This window comes from Methanobrevibacter sp., from assembly GCF_036307625.1.
GTDB lineage: Archaea > Methanobacteriota > Methanobacteria > Methanobacteriales > Methanobacteriaceae > Methanocatella.
Genome location: NZ_JAXJXF010000026.1, coordinates 22,977 through 45,268, shown reverse-complemented (window position 1 = coordinate 45,268; position 22,292 = coordinate 22,977). Strand labels below are relative to the sequence as shown.

The following is a 22,292-nucleotide window of genomic DNA, read 5'->3' as shown; positions in this document are numbered from 1 at the left end:
ATATATTCTATTTAGTCTATAGTTATTAATTTCACATCATGTGGTTTTTTAACTATATTCATTGATTTAAAAGCAACTAGTTTTTTGATTCCTTTTTGGGAAGCTACATCCACTAATCTTTGACTGATTACACCATCAAATATGACACTATTTGCAGTACCTTCTATGGCTTTAATTTCTTCGTAGATATTTTCCACTTCAACTTCTTTGGTCATATTCAATGCTTCATCCAAAATAGCTCCGCTGCCAGTTCCTTCAAACTCTTTTAACATGTCTTTCATTAGGCCAACTTCATCATCTTCGATAACTGGCTCTTCGACAACTTCTTCACGAGGAGTGAATTTTTGATGTTTTTTAGAGTTTTTATTTTGATATTTCTTGTTATCTTTATTTTTATTGGAACTGTTGGATTCATTTAAAATGTTGTGTGTTGCTAAAAATTGTGCTGTAGGAACTTTATCTCTAAGTGCGACTAATACTTCATCTTTTTCTAAGTCTTCAACTTCTTTTCCTTTTGGAGCACGGGTAATGTAATCAACGTCACCTATTTGCAATAGTTCTTTTAGAATAAGTTCTCCACCTCTGTCTCCATCAACAAATGCAGTGGTGGTTCTTTTTTTACTCAATTCACCAATTGATTGAGGGACACTAACTCCTTCAACAGCAACGGTATTTTTAATACCATATTTGAGTAAGTTTAAAACGTCACTACGTCCTTCCACTACAATGATTGCATCGGAAGTGTGGATACTTGGGCCGGCTGGTAAACGATCGTCTCCGTATTCGGAAATTTCGTGCACTCTCATGGCCTCCCTTACTTCTTCAATCATTTTCATGCTTGCAGGACCAACGCTTTCAACCATGTTTTTATAGATTTCTTTTGCACGGTTGACAACTTGTTCTCTTTTGACAGCCCTTACGTCTTCAACCTTTAAAGTTTGAATTTTAGCTTCACAAGGGCCGACACGATTGATTGTTTCGAGAGATGCTGCGAGTATGGCAGTTTCAACTCTATCTAAACTGGATGGGATAACGATTTCGCCTTTTGCTCTTCCGCTATTTGAATGAATATTAACTTGTATTCTTCCAATTCTTCCAGTTCTTTGAAGTTCTCTTAAATCTAAATCATTACTAAGTAATCCTTCAGTTTGTCCAAATACTGCACCAACAACATCTGGTTTTTCCACAATACCGTTTGCAGTGATTTGGGCATGAATTAAATATTTTGTTGTAGTTAATTCTTCACCTTTTCCCATATTTAAGCCTCCTAAGCTTAATTTAATCGGGATAATTTATGTCATAACTAAAAATTTGATTATTTCTTGGAAATAACCTTTTTTCATAAATTATACGATAAACATATTTTTACCTATTATACACTAAAAAAGAGCTAATACATCAGGAGTGTTACACGATTAAGGGTTTATTAATTCATTCCATATGATTAATTAGAAATTTATAAAACTTGCCAATCTTCGATTCCTTAATATTATGATTTTTCTCCTGTCTTTGAATTAATTAATAATAATTATAATAAATGATTAATGTAAATAAACTCTATGAGCATATAATAATTTTAAGTATTTTTTTATAATACTACATTTATTAATTTTGATAAAACTAATATATAAAATATGTTATATTGAAAAAATATTTTAACATTGTTTATGTAATATCAATGTATAGAAAAATAAAAAATGGTGAGGTAATGTCAATAACTCCACAAGATGTTTTGAATAAAAATAAGGATTTAGAAAAAAGGGTTGATGTTGAAGACATTGATTTAGAAAAGGTTACTGTTGATGATTTAAAGTTTAATGGGGACAATTACAAGGAATATATTAACCTCCAATCTTTGCTTGAAAATATTTCTGCTTGTCAAATTTCAGATGCATTTAAAGGTATTGCACAACGTTCAGGAACAATAAAATCCATAAAACCGATTAATAACTTGAAAGTATGGGGAAGCATATATCCTGCTGAAACATCATGCGATGATTGGGGAACTTCTGCTTTAGCGATTGATGATGCTGATGAGGGAGATATTTTATTTTTCAAGGTAGACAGTGATGAAAAAGCTATTTGGGGAGAATTGGCTTCAACTTCTGCTAAAAATAATGGAATCAAGGCAACTGTAATTTATGGATCTGTTCGTGACTTAGACGCTTTATTATATATGGATTACCCTATTTTTGCATCTAATTTTGTTCCAAATGCAGGATTTGCTCTTGGTTTAGGTACCTTGAATCAACCTATAGAAATTGAAGGCAATAAAATAAATCCTGGAGACTTTTTCTTTGGTGATGAAACTGGAGTTGTTATAATTCCTAAACAGTTATTCAACAAGGTCATGATTTCAGCACTTGGGGTTAAATTAACTGAATCTACCATTGTGGATAAATTGGGTGAAGGTATGACTTTGGCTCAGATTACTGGTCTCAGATAAAAATAGTAAAACATTTAAATAGGAATTATTTGTTTATATAAATATTACCGATATCTTTATATATTACTTTTTTTATAATATATAAACGATACAGATTTGATTTTAAGTTTGATTATATGAAATTCTTAGGAAATAGTTTGCATATTGCAAATTCTGGTAAATTAATAGCTAGGTCTTCCAAAACACCATCACCTGGTGGAATCGTTTTTGATAATAATAAAAACAAAATTGGTAAGGTTAGCTATGTTTTTGGACCAACTAAACAACCATATGTCTCTATTAGATTGTTTAAATCTGCAAATAGAGATCGTATTGCAAAAAATTGTGGTGAAAAACTATTTGTATCAAAACCAAAATCCAAAAAACCTAAAAGAAGGAGGATGAAAGCACGACACAAGAAGTAACAGAAGCTCCTAGTAGTAGAAGTAGGAGAACTAGGAGAGAACCAAAAGATAAAGTTTTTGATGATAATAAACAAACTGTTTGTCCAGAATGTGGTTCTGAAGAGTTGATTGGTGATTATGAAAGAGCAGAAGTAGTTTGTGCTCGTTGTGGTTTGGTTATTGATGAAAACCTTGTAGATATGGGTCCTGAATGGAGAGCATTCGACCATGAACAAAGAGATAAACGTACTAGGGTTGGAGCTCCAATTACTTATACAATTCACGATAAAGGTTTAAGTACTATGATCGACTGGAGAAATAAAGATATCTACGGTCGTGATATCCCTGCTAGAAACCGTGCACAATGGTATAGATTAAGAAAATGGCAGAGGAAAATTAGGATTTCCGGTGCTACCGAAAGAAACTTGGCATTTGCATTGAGTGAGCTTGATAGGGACTCTTCAAGATTAGGTCTTCCTAGAAGTGTAAGGGAAGCTGCATCTGTTGTTTACAGAAGTGCAGTGGATAATAAGTTGATTAGAGGAAGAAGTATTGAAGGAGTAGTTGCTGCTTCATTGTATGCTGCATGTCGTCGTTGTAATGTGCCACGTACTTTAGATGAAATTGCTGAAGTATCAAGGGTTACCAAAAAAGAGGTAGGACGTACTTACAGATTCTTAACTCGTGAGTTAAACATTAAATTGCCACCAACTTCCCCAGTAGATTATGTTCCAAGGTTTGCAAGTGAGTTAGGTCTTTCTGGTGAAGCACAATCTAAAGCTATTGAAATCATTGAAAAAGCAATGGAAAAAGGTTTGACTTCTGGAAGAGGCCCTACTGGTGTTGCTGCAGCTGCATTATATATTGCATCTGTCTTGCTTGGTGAAAGGAAAACCCAAAGAGATGTTGCAGACATTGCAGGAGTAACTGAAGTAACCATCCGTAATAGGTACAAAGAATTAACCGAACAGTTGGAAATGGGTGTAACTTTATAGTTTCATTCTGATTAATTAATTTTTTAATTAATCATTCTTTTTTTTATTAATATTTTTGTTTCATATTATCATTTTTATTTAAATTTATATACTTTTCAAAATAAACTATTATATATGTATTAAAATTTATGAAGATGGTGTATAATATGGATATGGGTGACATTTTAAGCAATTCTTTGTTATATCCTTTGCAAAATATTAAGGCATTAGTAATATTTATTGTATTGGGAGTCATTGCTGGTATTTCTGGTGGTACAACTGCTATAGATTTTATTTTAGACTTCTTGGGTGTAAATAATATTATTGCTAATGAAGCTGATATATTGGGCATACTCCTTTTTTTAATTCTCTCATTGTTAATCGTGGGTTATATGATAGATGTTGTTAAATGGAGTATTTACAGAAGAAGTGATTCTCCAGGAATTGATATTAGGAGACAATTTTCAAATGCACTTAAATTGGTAGTGGTTGAAATTGTTTATTTATTCGTGCCGTTCGTTATTTTTCTAATTTTATCAATTTTTTTAGCAAGATGGATATCTGCAATAATAGGTATTGTTTTATTCATCATTTTTGCATTGGCGGAATTAATGGCAAGATGCAGGTTGGCTAAAAATGACAGTTTAAGGGAAGCTTTAGCAATTAATGAAGCTATGGCTGATATTTTTAAAATAGGTTTAATCAAAATTATTTTTACTGTAGTTTTGGCTTTTGTTATGGGATCTGTTCTATTCGTTGTTTCCGATTCAATCTCTGATTATAATTATATTATTGGCGGATTCGTGTTGGGTGTGTTAAGTGTTTATATAATATTTTTCTATAATCGGGCTACTGGTTTGTTATACTCTAATGTATAATTAACCAATTCTTTCTTTTTAATATGTTATAATTGTCTTTCTGTTAATTTTATATTCTGATTTTTTTCACGGCTATCTGGAATATTTCTCAATTCTATAAATTAATTCATTGATAATTCCATCATTATTGAATCTTTTAACTGTTTCAAGCTGTTCTTGGTATTTTGGAAGCCTTTTTAAAAATGATTTCACTTTTGAAACATTCATTGTTTCATGATACTCTCCATAACCTAATTTTTGAACATAAAATGCATTCAATACTTGTTCAAAGTTTCCAATTGCAGGAATAGAATATATTGGCTTTTTAAGATAGATGGCTTCTGAAATAAATGTAAAACCACCATTACATAATACTGCTTTTGATGAAGCCAGATCATCATAGAATTCATCTTCGTTAAATTCTTTAAAAGTCAGATTTCCATCCTCTTCATATTTATTGAATCCGTAAACAATAAATTTTTCATTTTTAATTGCTTTTAATTTATGGACTAGCTTTACACTTTCTTTGCTTGTTTGGTAAACGATGATGTGGTCTCCTTGGCTAGGCTTTAATTTTAAAATATCTTCACGGATTATTGGGGGATAGATAACTGCCTTTTTCCCTGGTCTAATTTTCGGATAAAAGAAACTGGTTAAAATGTGTACTTTAGGTTTTACAACGTATGTTTTAATAACTCCTTTGGCTTTTATCATTTCCACATATTGATTTTTCGGATAATCAATTTTTGCTTGGGTCATTATGTGCATGTTGTCCAAGCTAATTAAAGGAATATTTAAAATTTTGGACACTGTGGTTGCATAAATCTCAAAATCGGTTACAATAACGTCTGGTCGTAATTGCCTTGCTTTTTTGTATAATATTTCATATCCTACCTTTATATTGGTTGGATTTCTTTTTATAGCATTGGATAATGTTTTTAAGTTATTTACTTTGTTGTTGATGTAAACTGTGTTAAAACCACCAATTTCATAAACATTATCGAATTTTTCATTAAGATATTTATATGCTCTTTCGCTTGAGAAAAGATAAATGTCATATTTGTCCTTGATTCTGTCAACTATCACTCCGGTTCTTATTGCATGGCCCATTCCTTCACCGCACACACAATAAAAGACTATTTTTTTATTTCTTTTTCGTTTAGGTTTTAATTGGTGTCTGGTTGAGTTAATTTTTTGAATAGATTCATTATAACTTTCTTTTATCTTGTTTAAGCGTGCAGTGGTTCTTTCCAGTCTGGATAATTCGTCTGTAGTTACTTTTTCATGGCCGAAATTATAATTGAGGGCACTGGCATCTGTTCGTTTTCCTAAAAAATCATTAACAGTACTCTTTCCATATTGTCTAATTAATGTGGTAATTCCTTCTTCTTCAAGACGTCTTGTTGAAACTCCGATTTGGGCATTTCTCAAAACTCTAAACTTTTCTTTTTTAGCTAATCTTTCAATATAATCGGTATCTTCACCAAAGGTTAATGATTCGTCAAATCCTCCGCATTCGTCATGCAATTCTTTTCTTGAAATAATTCCATAACATCCTGCGCCATGAGGTTTTATTTTTTCAACGCTTATCATAAAATAATTGGCAAATTCGTGGAAAATTTTATCTTCAATTTTTGAAGACAGTGGGTGCATTTGTGTGATTGCGATTCCCAGTTTTTCCATTCTAAATTCATATAGGACATTTCGCAGGTAATCGTCAGTAAGCTCCAAATCAGAATCTAAAAATAGCAGATACTCTCCTTTGGCTACTTTGGCACCATTATTTCTACCTACTCCTGGAAGGCCTCCTTCAACTATTGTGCAGCCATGTTCTTCGGCAATTTCTCTTGTTCTGTCAGTTGAATTTGCGTCTGCAATTATGATTTCATAGTCGGTGAAGCTTTGTTTTTCAATGCTTTCCAAAAGGTTCGGAAGATATTCTTCTTCATTATATGTAGGTATAATAATGCTCAATATCATATATTTTATTTTATTTTTTTAAAATTAATAAATTTTTTTAAATATATGTTTTTAAGTGCTGTTTGATTCATTTTTTTCTTTTTTGCCTAATGTTATTATGGCCGTTAGAGTTAATGCAAATCCGCAAAACATTAATGCTGTAGGTATTTCTGAATATATCAGAAATCCAAATATCAATGCCGCTGAAGGTTCAGCTCCTGACAATAATATCGATGAAATTCCGGACTCCATATAATTCAAACTTAAGGTTGAGAGAATATATGGAAGTGCAAATGACAGTGTAGAGTGCAAAATTAAAAATATTGTGGTTAATAAGGGGTTAATGTCGATAAATATGACTATCTGATTAATATTGGTAAATGGAATTAAGGACACTGAAATTAATATCACTGAGTAAAACAGTATTGTGAAAGTGTGCTTTCCGGAATCGAGAGATTTTTTCGAAGCTATCAGATAGATTGCCCAAAATAATGCGGCACCAATGCCAGACATTATTCCAGATATTGAAAAACTCACTAGATTCTTTTCTAAAACTCCGGTCATTAGAAAGCATCCTGTAATGGCCAATATTATGCAGGTTATCTTTTTTAGGGTAATTTTTTCTTTAAAAAATATAAAAGCAAATATTAATACGAAAATTGGTGCGGTTGAAAGCAATACTGCTGCAAGGGATAATGGAATTGTGTTCATTGAGTAATTATAACACAGATTAAGTCCCATGATACAGATGGCGCATAGAATGAAAAGCGGAATGTCAGATAGTGTTATCCTGAACAATTTTTTGTCGGTTAGTAGTATTGCAAGGGCTATGGGGATAATGGCTATTGAAAACCTTAAAAAAAGCAATGTGGTTTGGTCTATTCCATTTTGGGTTAATGTTCGAACAAATATGCCACTTGATCCAAACATGAAACCTGCTAGGATGGGTAAAATTAAGTATAATTTCCTCATGCTAATCTAAATAGGAATAAATATTCCAACTGACAGTATAATATTCACACGAATCAGTTAAAGGAATTTTCAAGTCGTTTAAAAGTTCCATTTCATTATATTCTGGTGTTACATGATATGTAACAGTATTGTTTGTTTGGCTGATTTTTTCAAGGGGTATGTCTCCAAAATCAACGTTCTTGTCCATGTTTGCGATTTCAACGGTATAATAATCAGGTTCGGCACCGGCAAAAGCTACTGTGAATCTTAAAAAAATCACGGCAAATATGACAAGTATATATGCAAATCTGTTAAAAATATATCTTGCTTCGCTTAAACCAACGTTTCTGTAGGGGGCCTGGAAGTTTTCATTTTTAGCAAGTAAATCTTCATCTCTAATTATGTATCCAATAATATAGTTCATGTAATAACCGTTCCTGTAAACTAGATGTAGACCACAGATTCCAACGAGTGCAGGTGTTCCAAACATTCCTCCGTCAATGACCCCTATTATTAAACAGCTTCCAAATAAAGCTATTAAAAAGTTTGTAAGCCATGGTCTTTTTTGACTTGCCAGAACAATCATCACAAATAAAACTGGAATCAATAATACGACTAGTTTTGCGATGTCGGGAACATATGTGTATAAACCAACGCCTGTGTTGATTTCACTTTGGATAAATGGTCCCATAACATTCGCTAAGATTTCTCCCAAAATTGATTTTATGAGGTGGGTGTGCAGAATGCTTGTGGAACTCATTCCATGGGTCATGGATGCAAAAATAGAGTTTAGGGCTATTCCCATTTGCAATCTAAAAATAACTTCTATTAGAATTCCTAAAGTCAATAAAATAACTCCAGTTACAATGGATAATTTCAGATATTTTGTTGCATCAATTTCCTTTTTGATAACTTGGGACATTATTAGAAACAGTCCTAAAAGACCAAAAAACATTATGTCCTTTCCTTTTGATGATCCCATTAAAAATTGGTATGTAACCGGTCTTATGATTGGATTGAACATGTCCGTTACAAAAATTATTCCTGCAAATATGATGAATAGGAATCCAACTAAGATAGTTTTATTAACTTTCATTACAATAATTTAAGTATTAATAGTTTAAATAAATTGATATTTATGTTTCCAATTGAATATTTCTTGGGTTTGATTTTAATAGGTATTTGTGCAGGATTCGCATCAGGTCTTTTGGGTATTGGTGGAGGATTCATTATTGTTCCTTTGCAATATTTCCTGTTAAAATACATAGGAGTCGAACCAGACCTTGCAATGCTGATTTCTTTAGCCACCAGCCTTGCCATTATTATTCCAACATCGTTGAGTGGTGCATATAGACATACTCGATCAATGGATAATATTATTAAACCGGGTTTGCGTTTGGGAGTTTTTGGAATAATTGGTGGTGCTGTTGGAGGATTTGTGGCATCAGGATTGCCGTCAAGAGTTTTGGAGATAATTTTTGGATGTTTGCTACTTTTCATTACAGTTAATAATATTGTGAACATCAACAAGGAACGAGAAGATGCTAAAATCCCATTTAATTTAATTTCAACAGCAGCCATTGGTCTTCTTGTCGGATTTTCATCTGGCCTTTTAGGTGTTGGTGGAGGAATATTTTTAATAGCTATTTTAACTTCACTATTAGGATTTTCAATGATTGAGGCTATTGGTACATCTTCTATTTTTATTTCCCTAACTGCCATTGGCGGTTTTTTATCATATATTGTGTCTGGTTGGGGAGTAAATACCTTTCCGTATTCTATTGGTTATGTAAGTATAATTAATTTTGTTCTGATAGCTGCATTTTCGGTTCCATTAGCTTCTGTAGGTGCGAAATTTGCACACAAAGTCCCTCAAAAAAAGCTGAAAATTGTATTTTCAATTTTGGTATTTTATATGGCATTGAAGATGTTGGGCGTCCTGCCATAATTTGCTTAAGAGTTGAATTTTCAACAACTTTTTTAATAGAAAGTTATAATATATTTAATTAATTATTTGTGTGATAACATGAAAAGAAAAGATATTATACTATTTATGATTGTTGGAACTGGTGTTAATTCAAAGTCTGGCGATGAAGGGTTTAGGTTGCTTGCTCAAAAATTATATTCAACTATAACTAAAATATATCCTAATCATGTTGTGTTTTTTGCATCAGATAGATCTAAAGAAACAATCGGCTATATTGAAGAATTATTTGAAAACGATAATGATGAATTTATTTTTGAAGAAGACTATCATATTGTTCCAATTGATGCTATTGATGATTTTAATACTTGTTTTGAAGTATTTGAATCAAAAATATGGGAATTTGATATGGACATAACAAAAGAGTATCAAATCATAATGGATTATACTTCAGGAACCAAAACAATGTCTGCAGCTATGGCCTGTTGTGGCATGTTTTACAATAAGGATTTGATTTCCGTTGGTGGGGATAGGACTACAGGTGAAGTTTCTGTCGGTACTGAAATCATAAACTATCAAAATCTCTATAAGATTTATGATAGATTTGCGGTAATTCGGATAAGGCATAATTTCAATGCTAACCGTTTCATGGCATGTATTGAGACATTAAAGAGAATTGTTGATTTGAATATTGAGAAAGAATCCTTTTTAAATCTATGTAAAGCTTATTATTATTGGGATAATATGGATTTTGAAAATGCTTATAGCTTTTTAACTAAAGTCAATATCAATCAGAGACATTTTATTGAAATCGCAGTTAAATTGAAGAAAAATTTAAATGCATTGGGCATTATTGTTAACTCAAAGTCTGAGAATCTGAAAAATTGTTATGCTCTTGCAAGCTTGATTAACAATTCTAAAAGAAGAGCTGCAGAATATAAATATGATGATGCTATAGCCCGTTTATACAGATCTTTTGAATTGATTGCTCAAATTAAACTGTCTAAATACAATCTTGTCAGTTCAGATATTGATATGAATCTGCTTTTAGAAAAAAATGTATCTGAAGACTTCATTAGATATCTGGAAAAAATGGAAGAAGATGGAAAAATAAAAATCGGTTTGACTGCTGATTTTTTACTACTTAATGAATTGGGTGATGATTTAGGAAAATATTATAAAGAGCATGAAAATAAGATTAAGGATTTGACCCATAAGCGTAATAATTCTGTCTTGGCTCATGGGCTTGAATCACAATCTCAAAAAGATTTTGAAAACTTTTTGAATGTAGTTGTTGATTTGGCATTAAAATTAGATAAGGACATGAATAAATTTTTAAATGAAACCGAATTTTCTAAATTCGATTTAAAATTAAAATATAATCAATTTTAAATAATAAATTATCTTATTAATTAAATTAATAAGATTTTACCTTTTTTTTTATTTCAAGACAAAGAGTCTCATTATCCAGCTTACAATGAATACTGTAATTGAAAAGTATATTATGAATCTGCCATGCTTTCTATACAATAAAACATCTTTTTTTGTAAAAAATAATATCGCTCCATAAACTAAGCCTATGAGTGGGGATATTAATGCAATGATGTATCCAATGATTGGTATTATGATATTTCCTTTATTTTCCATGTTTTCACTTCTATTGTTTGATGTTAATTCCCATTCCTCGTGCTGTGATTTGAATATTGTCTCCACCTACTCCAATTAAATTATATGTCATGGATAAATCTAAAACACCATTTCCTCCATTTTTTTTAATTTGTTCGGATAATCTAATTAAGCATTCATCTTTCCCCGCTTTGATGTTGTTGAGCTGTTTGATTTCAGCTTTTTGAGGGCCTAATTTTATCAAATTTTTATCTTTTTCCAGAATAATTTCGCTTTGATAAATTCCAATGATATCATGCTTTCTTGTTTTCATATCACTACTGGTTATAAAGAAAAAATCCAACCCATTGATTTTTTCATTACTTCCCGTTTCATCGTAAGCGGGTATTGGTTCAGTATTCAATTCGGTATCCGGCCCATCCCATTTGACATATTGCTGTTTTTTCATAAATAATTTAAGTTTTCTCCAGTATTCCTTAAACGTATTAACGAATAGGGAAAGGAATCCTCCAACCACTACTAGAAGGATGTAGTTAATCAATGTTGGAAATGCTGCCTGAAGAATAACTAATATTGCTCCTGCAGTTATTAAATTAAAACCCAATGTCGGATTTTTCAGTATGAAACTGTAAAATGTAGTATCAATAAAAAGTATGAATGCACTTATTGCTCCGATATCTTCACCGATAATCCTATGTGCCAGGATTGTTTCTACATAACCTGCAGCCAGTGGAGCAAATATCAAACCTAAATTCCATCCAAAGATGTCTATCTTAAAATATAAAAAGATTCCATAAACTAGAAGCCCTACTGCTGTACCTATTCCTATACAGAATATTGCTCGTTGTAATCGTTTTTTATCGATTTTTTTATTTCTGATTTCCATGTTATTCAAATTTGATGGCTGTTCCGTATGCGGTTACAAGTATTGTATTTCCCATAGTGCCTCCAAGGTTATCGTAAGAAATTTTTAGCCCGATAATTGCATTAGCATCTAACCTTTCAGCCTTTTCAATCATACTGTTTATTGAGATGTCACGTGCTTTTTGAATTTCTTCTTCATATCTTGAAGTTCTACCACCTACAACATCACGAACACCTGAAAATAAGTCTTTATAAATATTGGCACCAATTAGGGATTCTCCAGTTACTAATCCTTTATATTCCATTATTTTCTTATTTTCAAGTGTGTTTGAAGATGTTAATATCATTTATATCACTATTTCATAAATGTCAGATATGCCCAAATTATTAAAAATATTGCTATAACTACATATAAAATTATTTGGGATCTTTTTCTTTGATTTAATCTTGCATCCCAGACTTTTTGGCAGTCTGGTGAGCAAACAAGTTCGTTTAAAGGTATTGGTGTCCCGCAAATAGGACAATGTTTATGAGGTTCTACTGACATTTTTTTCATCTCCTTTTTATATTTTAAAAAATTCTTTAGTATTTTTAGTAACTTGGATTGCGAGTTCTTCAGCATCAAGGCCCATGCAAAGTGCAATTGTTTCGAGGATATGTGGTAAATATTTTGGTTCATTTCTATTCTTTTTAGGTTTTTTATCAAAATTTTTAGGTATTAAAAAGGGGGCATCTGTTTCAATCATTAACTTTTCTGGAGGAATGACGCTTACAGCTTCTTGTAAATTTTTTCCTCTTTTCATGTCACAAATCCATCCTGTAACACCTATGTGACAACCTAAATCAATGTAATTTTGTGCTTCTTGTTTTGTTCCTGTAAAACAGTGAACAACAGCTTTTTCAGCAACACCTTCATGCTTTTTCAATATATTGTACAAATCTTCATGAGCTTCTCTTTCATGTAAAAATAAACCCATGTCTAATCTTTCAGCCAATTCAACTTGTGCTTCAAACCATTTTCTTTGCAAATCTTGTGGAGAAAAATTTCTGTTATAATCAAGACCGCATTCTCCAATGGCCACAACACATTTGTTTTTAGCTATTTTTTCTAATTCATTGATTGTATGTCCATTGCAAGTTTTCGCATCATGAGGATGCACTCCTGATGTAGAAAATAAAGTTTCAGGATATTTTGATGCATATTCTGCTGCTATGTGACTTGAATGAACATTGGTTCCAGTAATTATGAACTGATTAACGCCTACTTTTTTAGCTTCTTCAATTATTTCTAATCTGTCTTTTCTAAATGAAGAATGCATAAGGTTTAAACCGATATCAATGAGATTTTCCACTTAATCACCTATTCATTTATAACTTTAGTACCTATCTTTTCACCATTAACGGCTTTGATAAGGTTTTTAGGTTCAAAACCATTGGTGATGACAGTTTCCAAATCGGATCTTTTAATCATTTGAACAGCAGTTGTGTCGAAAAATTCGTAAGTTCCAGCTTTAACGTCTTTCCCGCTTAAAAATTCAAGCAAATCAGTTGCAGAGATTTCCGGAACAAGTTCGGCATCATCAAATTTATTTGGGTCTTTGGTATACATTCCATCAACTGAAGTTAAATTGATTAATTTATCAGCATGAATATATTCCGCAAGAATTGCAGATACTGCATCTGTACTGTGTGCAGGTTCAGTTCCGCCCATAACGATAATTTTTCCGCTAGCTGAAAATTCCAATGCTTCCTGGAAGTTATGAGGCACTCTTTGATATGCCACATCTCCAAGCGCAGACAATAACAGTTTTGCATTTATTCTTGTAACTTCTATTCCAATATCATCGCATTGTGCTTCTCCTGCCCCTAAATCACGAACTACTCCAATATATTCTCTTGCAGGTTTTCCACCACCTACAACAACAAATAACTCATGTTCTTTTGAGAGGTCTTTTAAGATATCACTATACTCTTGGAATTTTTTATAATCATATTCTTTTAATAATATTGATCCTCCAATTGCAATAACAATCTTCATAAATTCACCTTATATATATTCTATCTATTCAATATTATTTAAATTTTATATTGTATGAAATATAGATTAGTATAAAAGGTGATTTTCGATGAATTTAGTCAATCAGATATATCTTAGGAAGTCTTGTCGCAAGTATGTTGATGATACCATTGACATGGAACCTATTCATGACTTTATATCTAATGTTAAACCATTAAATGAAGGGATTAGTTATAGGTATGAGATTCTTGAAAAAGAGGATGTTAAGATTAAAACTCCTTGGAGTGCACCATATTACCTGGCATTATATTCAGAGAAAAAAGAAAATTATCTAGAAAATATTGGATTTATTTTTCAACAGGTTTCTCTTTTTTTACAAAGCATTGATATTGGGAGCTGTTGGGTTGGAATGGCTTCAGTAAAACAGAAGGATCCTAATTTTATAATCTTAATTGCATTTGGAAAATCTGATAATAAAACTAGGGATGTACCTGATTTTAAACGAAAAAAGCTGTCTGAAATTAGTGATTTTGCCGATGAGAGTTTGATTCCTGCACAATTGGCTCCATCAGCCATTAACTCACAGCCTTGGTATTTTAAACATAATAATGATGGTTTTGATGTATATCAGGTTAAACAAAATATTTTAAAAAGACAAATTCTTAAAAAATGGAATCCGATTGATATTGGAATCGCTTTGGCTCATATGTATGTAGCCAATGAAAAAACCTTTAAATTTAATATTAAAACTGATTTTGAAAAAATTAAAGGACATACTTATATTGGAAGTATTGAAATTTAAAAATAAAAAAAGTTAGAGGATTTAAGCATCCTCTGAAATTAAACCTTTGTATAAAAGACCTGCAATTACTGCACCTACTATAGGGGCTAAAATAAATACCCAAACTTGTTGGAGAGCTTGCCCACCTAAGAATAATGCAGGAGCTAAACTACGTGCAGGGTTAACTGAGGTACCAGTTAGTGGAATTCCCATAATGTGTACAAAGGCTAAAGTTAAACCAATGACAATACCTGCAATAGTTGCGTTTTCTGCTTTTTTGGTAACACCAAGAACGGTGAATACAAATACAAAAGTTAAGATAATTTCTACAATGATTGCACCTGTAACATTAAGACCGACGCTTGATGCAGGTCCAAATCCGTTTTGACCTAATCCTGTTACAGCGTATCCTCCAAGGCTTGGAGCAGAGTTAATGATAGCTGCAAGAAGTGCAATACCAATTATTGCACCTATACATTGGAATACAATGTACATAATTAAGTCTTTTGTTTCCATTCTTCCATCAATCCACATTCCGATGGAAACTGCAGGATTGATATGACAACCGGATACATCTCCGATTACATAAGCCATGGCAACAATAGATAATCCAAAAGCCATTGCTATGCCCAGATTACCTAAAACTGTTCCCGCTACGGCAGCACTTCCACATCCGAATAGGACAAGAACCATAGTTCCTATTAATTCTGCAATATATCTTTTCATTTATTTTCCCTTCGTGTTAAATTTATTATTCATTAATTAATGAACATTAAGATTTTGTATTTTATAATATTTAACATCTACCTTCTTATCCTTTTATAAACTAAATATGCTAAGAATAATATGAATAATATTAATATGAATGGGAATGCATCCAATAAGAATGAATTATTCACTCTATCGAAGTTATATTCATTATCAAAGCCCATATGGTATGTATCTGTGTGATTCTGAGTTATTTTTGCAAAGTTATACAATAAATCGTAATAACCGATTTTAGCTCCATTATAATCAATATAGTCTGGAGCTTTTCCATGTTCGTCCATGTAATTTCTTACTATTCCTCCCATTTTGAAATAATCTGAAATGGAATATGTGCCTTTGTTAAATAATGAAATACCCATCGGATTTTCTGGTTCTTCGAATGTTTTAGGAACATCTAATCCATTACCATTTAAATATGAACTGGTCTGATATAACAGTTGTGGTCCTGTGTATGGTCCAAATGGACCTTTCATTTCTTTATCGCCACTGTTTATTAATGCTTTACTTGCATCTGCCATTCCTTTTGGAGGGATGTTGTTTTTTACAATCAGTTCGTTACTAAGTACCTTGGTTTCATTGTCGTGGGTATTGATTATATCGACTATTTCTTTAGAAATTTCTTTAGCCATTTCATCGTTATAACTGTCTAAAACACCGTCTTTAAATTTATCAGGATATTTTAGTGCCGGTTGGACATAGTATATTCCTGAATTTCTGAGAAGTTTTCCAGGGTCATGAACTCCAGCAAAACTTTCATTAGTATAATTGTCGTCCCATGCTCTTCTAAGGAAATTTGAAGAGTTATCTAAATTATAATTGCCTATATTTACAAAAACAATTTGCTTATTTGAATTTGCACTATAATTTGCTAATTGTAAATAGTTCCCAGCATCTGAAGCTGCCAGGTCTATACTCACATCACTTGTCACAGCTATTGATCGATAACCTTCACCCGGTGCTGGGGCTTCGTTATCGACTACCACTTGGAGTTCTCCACCACTTAATTCTTGTACATAGTTTTTAATGGCTGTTATTAATCTGACATCAAAATCATGATCAACTATATTGTCTGTTGTAATGAAAACAGTTTTAGTTGCAGTAACGTCCTGCATTACTGGTGCAATCAATAATAATGCCATAAGAAATATTGCAATTTTTTTCTTCATGTTTATTACCCTAACTTTTACTATAATTTTAATATCTATTTTATAGATAAAATATTTTTTTCATAAATGTTTGTCAAGTTTATTTTCGAATCTAATATTTTTTATAAATAATAAATTGTAATCGTTTTTAAGAAAAAATTTAAATATATTGGGGTTTAATACTCATTTTGAGGATTTATAGGAGGTTATCTTTTATTTTAAGTTAAATATGATGAGATTTTAAAAAAGTTTATTTTAGTATATAAAATTCGTTTAATTTTAAACTTTGAGCGGATATTTGAAAAAAATATTTTGTGGTAGAATGCTAATAAATAGTTTTTCTAATAATTTTGGAATTATTGTTTAAATTTTATATTGATGAGGTATTCTTTTTAGAATGTTAATTAAAGTAAAAAGTTTAATTGCTGGTTAATAGCTTTTGTTAATTAATAGTATTTTATCATCGTCCTCAAATTGGTGATTAAATGTTGAAAATAACTCAAAAGATAGCTATTAGCAAAAATTTCCTAATTTCAATGCTATTTGTTTGCTTAATTTTTACAACATGGGGATTGACAATCGATGATTCTTATGCTGTGGATTTAAATGAAACTAGTGCTGAAATGGAAATTGGATTAGATGTTGAAGATGAACTGGAAAATTCTCAAAATGAAATTCTTGGTGTAGCGAATAATAATAAAGATGAAATTTTGGCCGCAAAATCATATACTTTGAATGGCGGTTCATTTAGTGATATTCAAAAGGTGGTTGATCAATCAAAAGCAGGAGATAAGATTATTTTAAAGGGAACTTTTGTATCTAAAGATAGTAATGATGGAATAGTAATAAATAAAAAACTTAATATAACATCTTCCTCTTCAGCAGTTCTTAATGGTAAGAATTCTGTAGGGATAATGTGGTTTGAAAAAGGTGCTGCTGGGTCTACAATTAGTAACCTTAAGTTTATCAATGGTGATCGGTTTAGAGGCGGAGGTATTTATATTGAAGGCAATAACATTGTGGTAGACAATTGTGTTTTTCAAAAAAATCATGCCTCTGTTGGTGGTGCTGGAGTAAGTAGTGTTTATAATTCATCATTGGCTAAGAATACTGTTGTTAAAAACTGTAAATTTGTTTCAAATACTGGAAACTTGGCAGGTGGTGCTTTAGGTTTATTCGGAAAGAATTCGAAAGTTATTAATTGTGTGTTCAATGCTAATCGGGTTATAGATAATGTTGGCAGAGATTGTTACGGAGGTGCAATTCAAATAGGTATGGACGAGCCAAACTGTAAGGGATATGTGATAAACTGTAACTTCACTAATAATTATGTATCTTCCAAAGTGGGCCATACTCATGGGGGCGCCGGATGTATACGTGATGGAATTGAATATTCTGGATGTCTATTTAGAAATAATTCCGCTGATGAAGGTGGAGCATTGACTTATCATGCATCAGGTAAAGTAAGCAATTGTACTTTCATTTCTAATACAGCTTCTGAATTTGGTGGTGCGTTATCTACTGGAATTGGCTTAATTCCTTCAATGGTTTTAAATATTGTGGATTGTAAATTCGTTGAAAATGAAGCTCCTTTAGGTGGTGCAGTTCAATTAATTGGATCCAATATAGGAATTGATAATTCAGTATTTAAGGATAATCATGCATTTTCCAATGGGGGTGCAATTAACATGGAAGCCATAACCGTTACTTTAAAGAATTCTTATTTGGCAGGCAATATTGCTGAAAGTGACGGTGGTGCCGTTTTTATTAAAGGAAAAAATACTTTAATCGTTAATTCTTCATTTGAAAATAATAGTGCAATACCTGATGATGATAAGTATTTTGAAGGATTAGGCGGTGCAATTTATGTAAACAGTACCAATACTAACATTGAAAATAACCGTTTCTATTATAACACTGCAAGAAATGGTAGTGCTGTTTATTATGATAAACATGGTGAAAAATTGGTATTGGTCAATAATACAATGTATCAGAATCAGGCATGGGTTTATGCATTGCCAATTTTTGCAAGAAATATCTATTGCGGTGATGATGAGATAATTGGAGCTATCATTCATGGAGGTAACAATATAGCAAAATACAACAATTTGGCTGTGTCCAATGCAATTTACAATGCTGCAAGTTATTCTAAAATTAAAGTTGATAATGAAAGTCCGGTTAACGGTGCAACAAACGACGGAAAACTCTATCAGGATGATAGAGAATATAATATGGAAATCATATTGACTGTTGAAAAAGATGATGGTAAATTGATTTACAATAAGACATTAAATTCCAACTATCTTGGTGAGGTTTCAGATGTCTTGACTAATTTGCAGCCGGGAAAATATTATGTAACTGCAAAACACTTGGAAGATACATACTACAAGGCAATAACCAACAGAACAACTTTCACAGTTTCTCCTAAAATAGACAGCAGAATCAAAAAATCACCTTCATTGGATTCATACAATTTTGAAGATATGGTTATCTGGACATTGAATATTACCAATGCCGGTCCAAACAAGGCAACCAGTGTTGTTGTAAGAGATGTATTGCCTGAAGGATTAATTTATGTCCGTGATGACAGTGGTGGTAAATATGACGTCAAAACAGGTATTTTGAACATTGGTGAATTGGATGTTGGTGAAGTAAAAATTATCAATATTTTCACCATTGTCAATAAAACCGGTGAAATAGTAAACAAGGCCAACATCACTTCCAAGGAATATGACACAAACTTGACCAACAATTTTGATGAGGCATCCATAAACATTCCTCCGACTTGTGATGTGGAAATAAAAAAGAATGTCAATGTTTCATCACCGAATTATAAGGATTTGGTAAATTGGAGTATTGTCGTTAGAAATAATGGTCCTGATATTGCTCATGATGTTGTAGTGACTGAAATTCTTCCTAAATCTTTAATATGGATTAGCAATACTGGCAATTATGATCATATCTCTGGAATTTGGAATATTGGGACTCTTAAGGTTAATGAAGAGGTTAAATTAAATATTATTTGCTTGGTTAATGGCACTGGCATAATTGTAAACGATGTTTCAGTTTCATCAAAAGAATTTGATTATGATTTGTCTAATAATAATGATTCTGAAGTTATTAAGGTTTCTCCTTCTTCAGATTTGGCTATTGTTAAGTTGGTCAATGTGTCTAAAGCGGATTTCAATGATTTGGTTACTTGGAAGTTGTTGATTTCAAATAATGGGCCTGATGATGCAACTGGTGTGATTGTGACTGATATTTTGCCGGAGGGTTTTGTCTATGTGGATTCTGTTTTGGATAAAGGAAGTTATTCTGATGGTGTTATTAAGATTGATAAGTTGGCAGTGGGTGAAAAACTAACTTTAAGTATAATATGCAAAGTTAAATCTACTGGGAATTTTGTTAATGTTGCAAATATCACTGGAAATGAGTATGATTATGATTTGTCAAACAATGTGGATGATGAGCCAATAGTGATTAATCCGGCTACTGATTTGGAAGTTGTAAAGACTGTTAATGTGTCCAATCCTAATTATGGAGAATATGTGACTTGGAGTATTGTCGTTAGAAATAATGGTCCTGATGTTGCTCACGATGTGGTTGCAAGTGATGTTCTTCCTAAATCTCTGATTTGGATTAGTGACAATGGTAATGGTAAATATGATTCAAAAACCGGTACTTGGATTATAGGTCAGCTAAACTCTAACGCTGTCGTTCAATTGGATATTGTTTCTAAAGTTAATGGAACAGGCATTATTCAGAACAATGTTTCAATCAGGGGCCATGAGTTTGATTATGATTTGTCAAACAATAATGATTCTGAAATAATTGAAGTCAATAAAACTGCGGATGTTTCAGTTGTTAAATTTGTTGACGATCCGAATCCATATTATGGAAATCTGATTAAATGGACAGTGATTGCTAAAAACAATGGTCCGAATAAGGCTACTTCCGTAAATGTTTATGATATCTTGCCTGATGGTTTAATTATGGTTGATGTGGAGGCATCTAAAGGATTTTATGAAAATGGTGTTTGGTTTGTTTGCTGTTTAGAAAATGGTGAAGAGGAAACCTTGGAAATTGTTTGTGAAGTCAATAAAACAGGCAATATTACCAATGTTGCTTCTATTGAGGCTGAAGAGTATGACCCTGACATAACCAATAATAAGGGCAATGCTACAATTGATGTTCCATTGACTGTTGATTTGGAAGTTATTAAAGATGTATCAAATAAGAACCCTTATTTTGGTGAAATGATTACATGGTTTATTTCAATTAAAAATAATGGTCCGGATATTGCAACAAATGTAGTTTTATATGATTTATTGGATGATGGATTAATATTCAATAGCTATGACAGTACTGTTGGAGAATATGCAAATAATAGTTGGATTGTAGGGCAATTAAACGTTAATGAAATTGTCTATTTAAACATCACATGCATTGTTGATGATTTGGGCATGATTTCAAATTATGCTGTTGCCAACTGTAGTGAATATGACTTGAATATCTCAAACAACAATGACACCGAAGTTATCGATGCATCTCCAGTCGCAGACCTGGCTGTCGTAAAACTTGTTAATGTATCTTCTCCGAATTATGATGACCTAGTAAAATGGACAATAATAGTCACCAATAATGGTCCTAATGATGCAACAGGAGTCCTTGTTAGGGAAAGCCTGCCTAAAGGCTTGACATTAATAAGAACTAGTGATTTCGTTTATTCCGATGGAAGCTGGTATGTAGGTGATTTAAATGTGGGTGAGGAAAAATATTTGGAATTGATTTGCAGGGTTTCCGCAACCGGAACTTTCAAAAACATTGTAAGCATTCAAGGCAATGAATTTGATCCTGACGTTTCAAATAACAACGATGATGAATCAATTTATGTTGCTCCTGCCTGTGATTTAAAAATAACAAAAACAGCATCTAAATACAACTATAATGTTGGTGATGTCATTACCTATTCAATTAAATTGACAAACAACGGTCCAGATAAATCTCGAAATATTGAAGTCAAGGAAATGTTCGACAATTCATTGACATTAAAATCATTCAGTGTTTCTAAAGGAACTTTCGACGAATCCACTAAAAAATGGGAAATCGATGCATTGGATAATGGCGAATCTGCAGAATTATTAATTAAGGCTGTCGCAAAAGCTAAAGGAATTGTCAAGAATGTGGTTTCAGTGACCAGTGAAACATTTGACCATAATCCGAAAAATAATGATGATGTTGAAATTGTTAACGTCACTGAAAATAATAAGACTCCAAAAAATGACACCAATGAGACTCATAAATTCAATAAAAAGCATTCAAACGATGTAAATGTGGACAAACCTCTTAGTTTGCTTGAAAGTAATGTAACTGGAAATCCATTTTTATTTTCAGTAATTTATGCTCTAATTGTATTGATTCTCATGGGTGGTTGTTATTCAAAGAAAAGATAATTTAAAGTAGCTTTTATGCTACTACTTTTTATTTTTTTCAAACGATTTTTCAAAATTTTGCAAGTATCAAAATTATTAATTTTCCCTTATAGCATTTCATTAGTTGCACTGATAAATACCAAAATACTGCTTCAATTCTCCAAT

19 protein-coding genes and 1 pseudogene are annotated in these 22,292 nt (G+C 32.0%); 8 read left to right on the top strand and 12 right to left on the bottom strand.

Annotated elements, in window-relative coordinates; all coding sequences use genetic code 11:
• Window positions 1–11 precede the first annotated feature (11 nt).
• On the bottom strand, window positions 12–1,256 hold the full coding sequence (dnaG, locus tag UIB65_RS01350; RefSeq protein WP_330039351.1) for a DNA primase DnaG: 1,245 nt from the start codon (window positions 1,254–1,256) through the stop codon (window positions 12–14).
• Window positions 1,257–1,708: 452 nt separating this feature from the next.
• Here dnaG and UIB65_RS01345 point away from each other — a divergent pair, with 452 nt between their 5' ends.
• The 4 genes and pseudogenes from UIB65_RS01345 (at window position 1,709) to UIB65_RS01330 (ending at window position 4,681) form a co-directional block, all read left to right on the top strand.
• A complete protein-coding gene (locus tag UIB65_RS01345; protein ID WP_330039350.1) occupies window positions 1,709–2,446 on the top strand; it encodes an RraA family protein in 738 nt (245 codons plus the stop codon).
• 116 nt (window positions 2,447–2,562) lie between these two features.
• On the top strand, window positions 2,563–2,850 hold the full coding sequence (locus UIB65_RS01340; protein WP_296803710.1) for a Gar1/Naf1 family protein: 288 nt from the start codon (window positions 2,563–2,565) through the stop codon (window positions 2,848–2,850).
• Window positions 2,851–2,903: 53 nt separating this feature from the next.
• Window positions 2,904–3,824, top strand: a pseudogene (locus UIB65_RS01335) (transcription initiation factor IIB); the annotation flags it as partial.
• A gap of 146 nt (window positions 3,825–3,970) precedes the next feature.
• The gene (locus UIB65_RS01330) at window positions 3,971–4,681 is read left to right on the top strand and encodes a DUF4013 domain-containing protein (protein WP_330039349.1); all 711 of its coding nucleotides are present in this window, start codon (window positions 3,971–3,973) and stop codon (window positions 4,679–4,681) included.
• Window positions 4,682–4,753: 72 nt separating this feature from the next.
• Here the strand turns inward: UIB65_RS01330 and UIB65_RS01325 are convergent, their stop codons facing one another.
• From UIB65_RS01325 to UIB65_RS01315, 3 genes are read right to left on the bottom strand one after another with little or no spacing between them, the layout of a single operon-like run.
• A complete protein-coding gene (locus UIB65_RS01325) occupies window positions 4,754–6,640 on the bottom strand; it encodes an MJ1255/VC2487 family glycosyltransferase (protein WP_330039348.1) in 1,887 nt (628 codons plus the stop codon).
• Window positions 6,641–6,691: 51 nt separating this feature from the next.
• A complete protein-coding gene (locus UIB65_RS01320; RefSeq protein ID WP_330039347.1) occupies window positions 6,692–7,591 on the bottom strand; it encodes a DMT family transporter in 900 nt (299 codons plus the stop codon).
• Between the two features lies 1 nt (window position 7,592).
• Complete coding sequence (locus UIB65_RS01315; protein ID WP_330039346.1) at window positions 7,593–8,666, bottom strand: hypothetical protein; 1,074 nt, start codon at window positions 8,664–8,666, stop codon at window positions 7,593–7,595.
• Between the two features lie 42 nt (window positions 8,667–8,708).
• Here UIB65_RS01315 and UIB65_RS01310 point away from each other — a divergent pair, with 42 nt between their 5' ends.
• Window positions 8,709–9,518 (top strand): sulfite exporter TauE/SafE family protein, encoded by an 810-nt coding sequence (locus UIB65_RS01310; RefSeq protein WP_330039345.1) that lies wholly within the window; start codon window positions 8,709–8,711, stop codon window positions 9,516–9,518.
• Between the two features lie 78 nt (window positions 9,519–9,596).
• Entirely contained in the window at window positions 9,597–10,886 is a 1,290-nt protein-coding gene (locus UIB65_RS01305) for a TIGR02710 family CRISPR-associated CARF protein (protein WP_330039344.1), read from the top strand.
• Window positions 10,887–10,934: 48 nt separating this feature from the next.
• On the opposite strand, the gene UIB65_RS01300 is transcribed toward UIB65_RS01305, so the two are convergent.
• The 6 genes from UIB65_RS01300 to pyrH are packed head-to-tail and all read right to left on the bottom strand — an operon-like array spanning window position 10,935 to window position 14,022.
• Window positions 10,935–11,141, bottom strand: a complete 207-nt coding sequence (locus tag UIB65_RS01300; RefSeq protein ID WP_330039343.1) for a hypothetical protein — start codon at window positions 11,139–11,141, stop codon at window positions 10,935–10,937.
• Window positions 11,142–11,151: 10 nt separating this feature from the next.
• Window positions 11,152–12,006 (bottom strand): hypothetical protein, encoded by an 855-nt coding sequence (locus UIB65_RS01295; protein ID WP_330039342.1) that lies wholly within the window; start codon window positions 12,004–12,006, stop codon window positions 11,152–11,154.
• A gap of 1 nt (window position 12,007) precedes the next feature.
• Entirely contained in the window at window positions 12,008–12,331 is a 324-nt protein-coding gene (locus UIB65_RS01290) for a YbjQ family protein (protein ID WP_330039341.1), read from the bottom strand.
• 8 nt (window positions 12,332–12,339) lie between these two features.
• Window positions 12,340–12,531, bottom strand: coding sequence for a DUF2116 family Zn-ribbon domain-containing protein (locus UIB65_RS01285; RefSeq protein WP_330039340.1), 192 nt, complete (start codon window positions 12,529–12,531; stop codon window positions 12,340–12,342).
• A gap of 16 nt (window positions 12,532–12,547) precedes the next feature.
• A complete protein-coding gene (locus tag UIB65_RS01280) occupies window positions 12,548–13,336 on the bottom strand; it encodes a TatD family hydrolase (protein ID WP_330039339.1) in 789 nt (262 codons plus the stop codon).
• A gap of 8 nt (window positions 13,337–13,344) precedes the next feature.
• Window positions 13,345–14,022, bottom strand: a complete 678-nt coding sequence (gene pyrH / locus UIB65_RS01275; protein WP_330039338.1) for a UMP kinase — start codon at window positions 14,020–14,022, stop codon at window positions 13,345–13,347.
• A gap of 88 nt (window positions 14,023–14,110) precedes the next feature.
• On the opposite strand from pyrH, the gene UIB65_RS01270 reads away from it, so the two are divergent.
• The gene (locus UIB65_RS01270; RefSeq protein ID WP_330039337.1) at window positions 14,111–14,803 is read left to right on the top strand and encodes a nitroreductase family protein; all 693 of its coding nucleotides are present in this window, start codon (window positions 14,111–14,113) and stop codon (window positions 14,801–14,803) included.
• A 21-nt stretch (window positions 14,804–14,824) separates the two neighbouring features.
• Here the strand turns inward: UIB65_RS01270 and UIB65_RS01265 are convergent, their stop codons facing one another.
• Together UIB65_RS01265 and UIB65_RS01260 are read right to left on the bottom strand one after the other, a co-directional pair.
• A complete protein-coding gene (locus UIB65_RS01265) occupies window positions 14,825–15,508 on the bottom strand; it encodes an MIP family channel protein (protein ID WP_330039336.1) in 684 nt (227 codons plus the stop codon).
• Between the two features lie 77 nt (window positions 15,509–15,585).
• Window positions 15,586–16,716 (bottom strand): adhesin, encoded by a 1,131-nt coding sequence (locus tag UIB65_RS01260; protein WP_330039335.1) that lies wholly within the window; start codon window positions 16,714–16,716, stop codon window positions 15,586–15,588.
• Window positions 16,717–17,180: 464 nt separating this feature from the next.
• On the opposite strand from UIB65_RS01260, the gene UIB65_RS01255 reads away from it, so the two are divergent.
• Window positions 17,181–22,148, top strand: coding sequence for a hypothetical protein (locus UIB65_RS01255; protein ID WP_330039334.1), 4,968 nt, complete (start codon window positions 17,181–17,183; stop codon window positions 22,146–22,148).
• The last annotated feature ends 144 nt before the right edge of the window (window positions 22,149–22,292 follow it).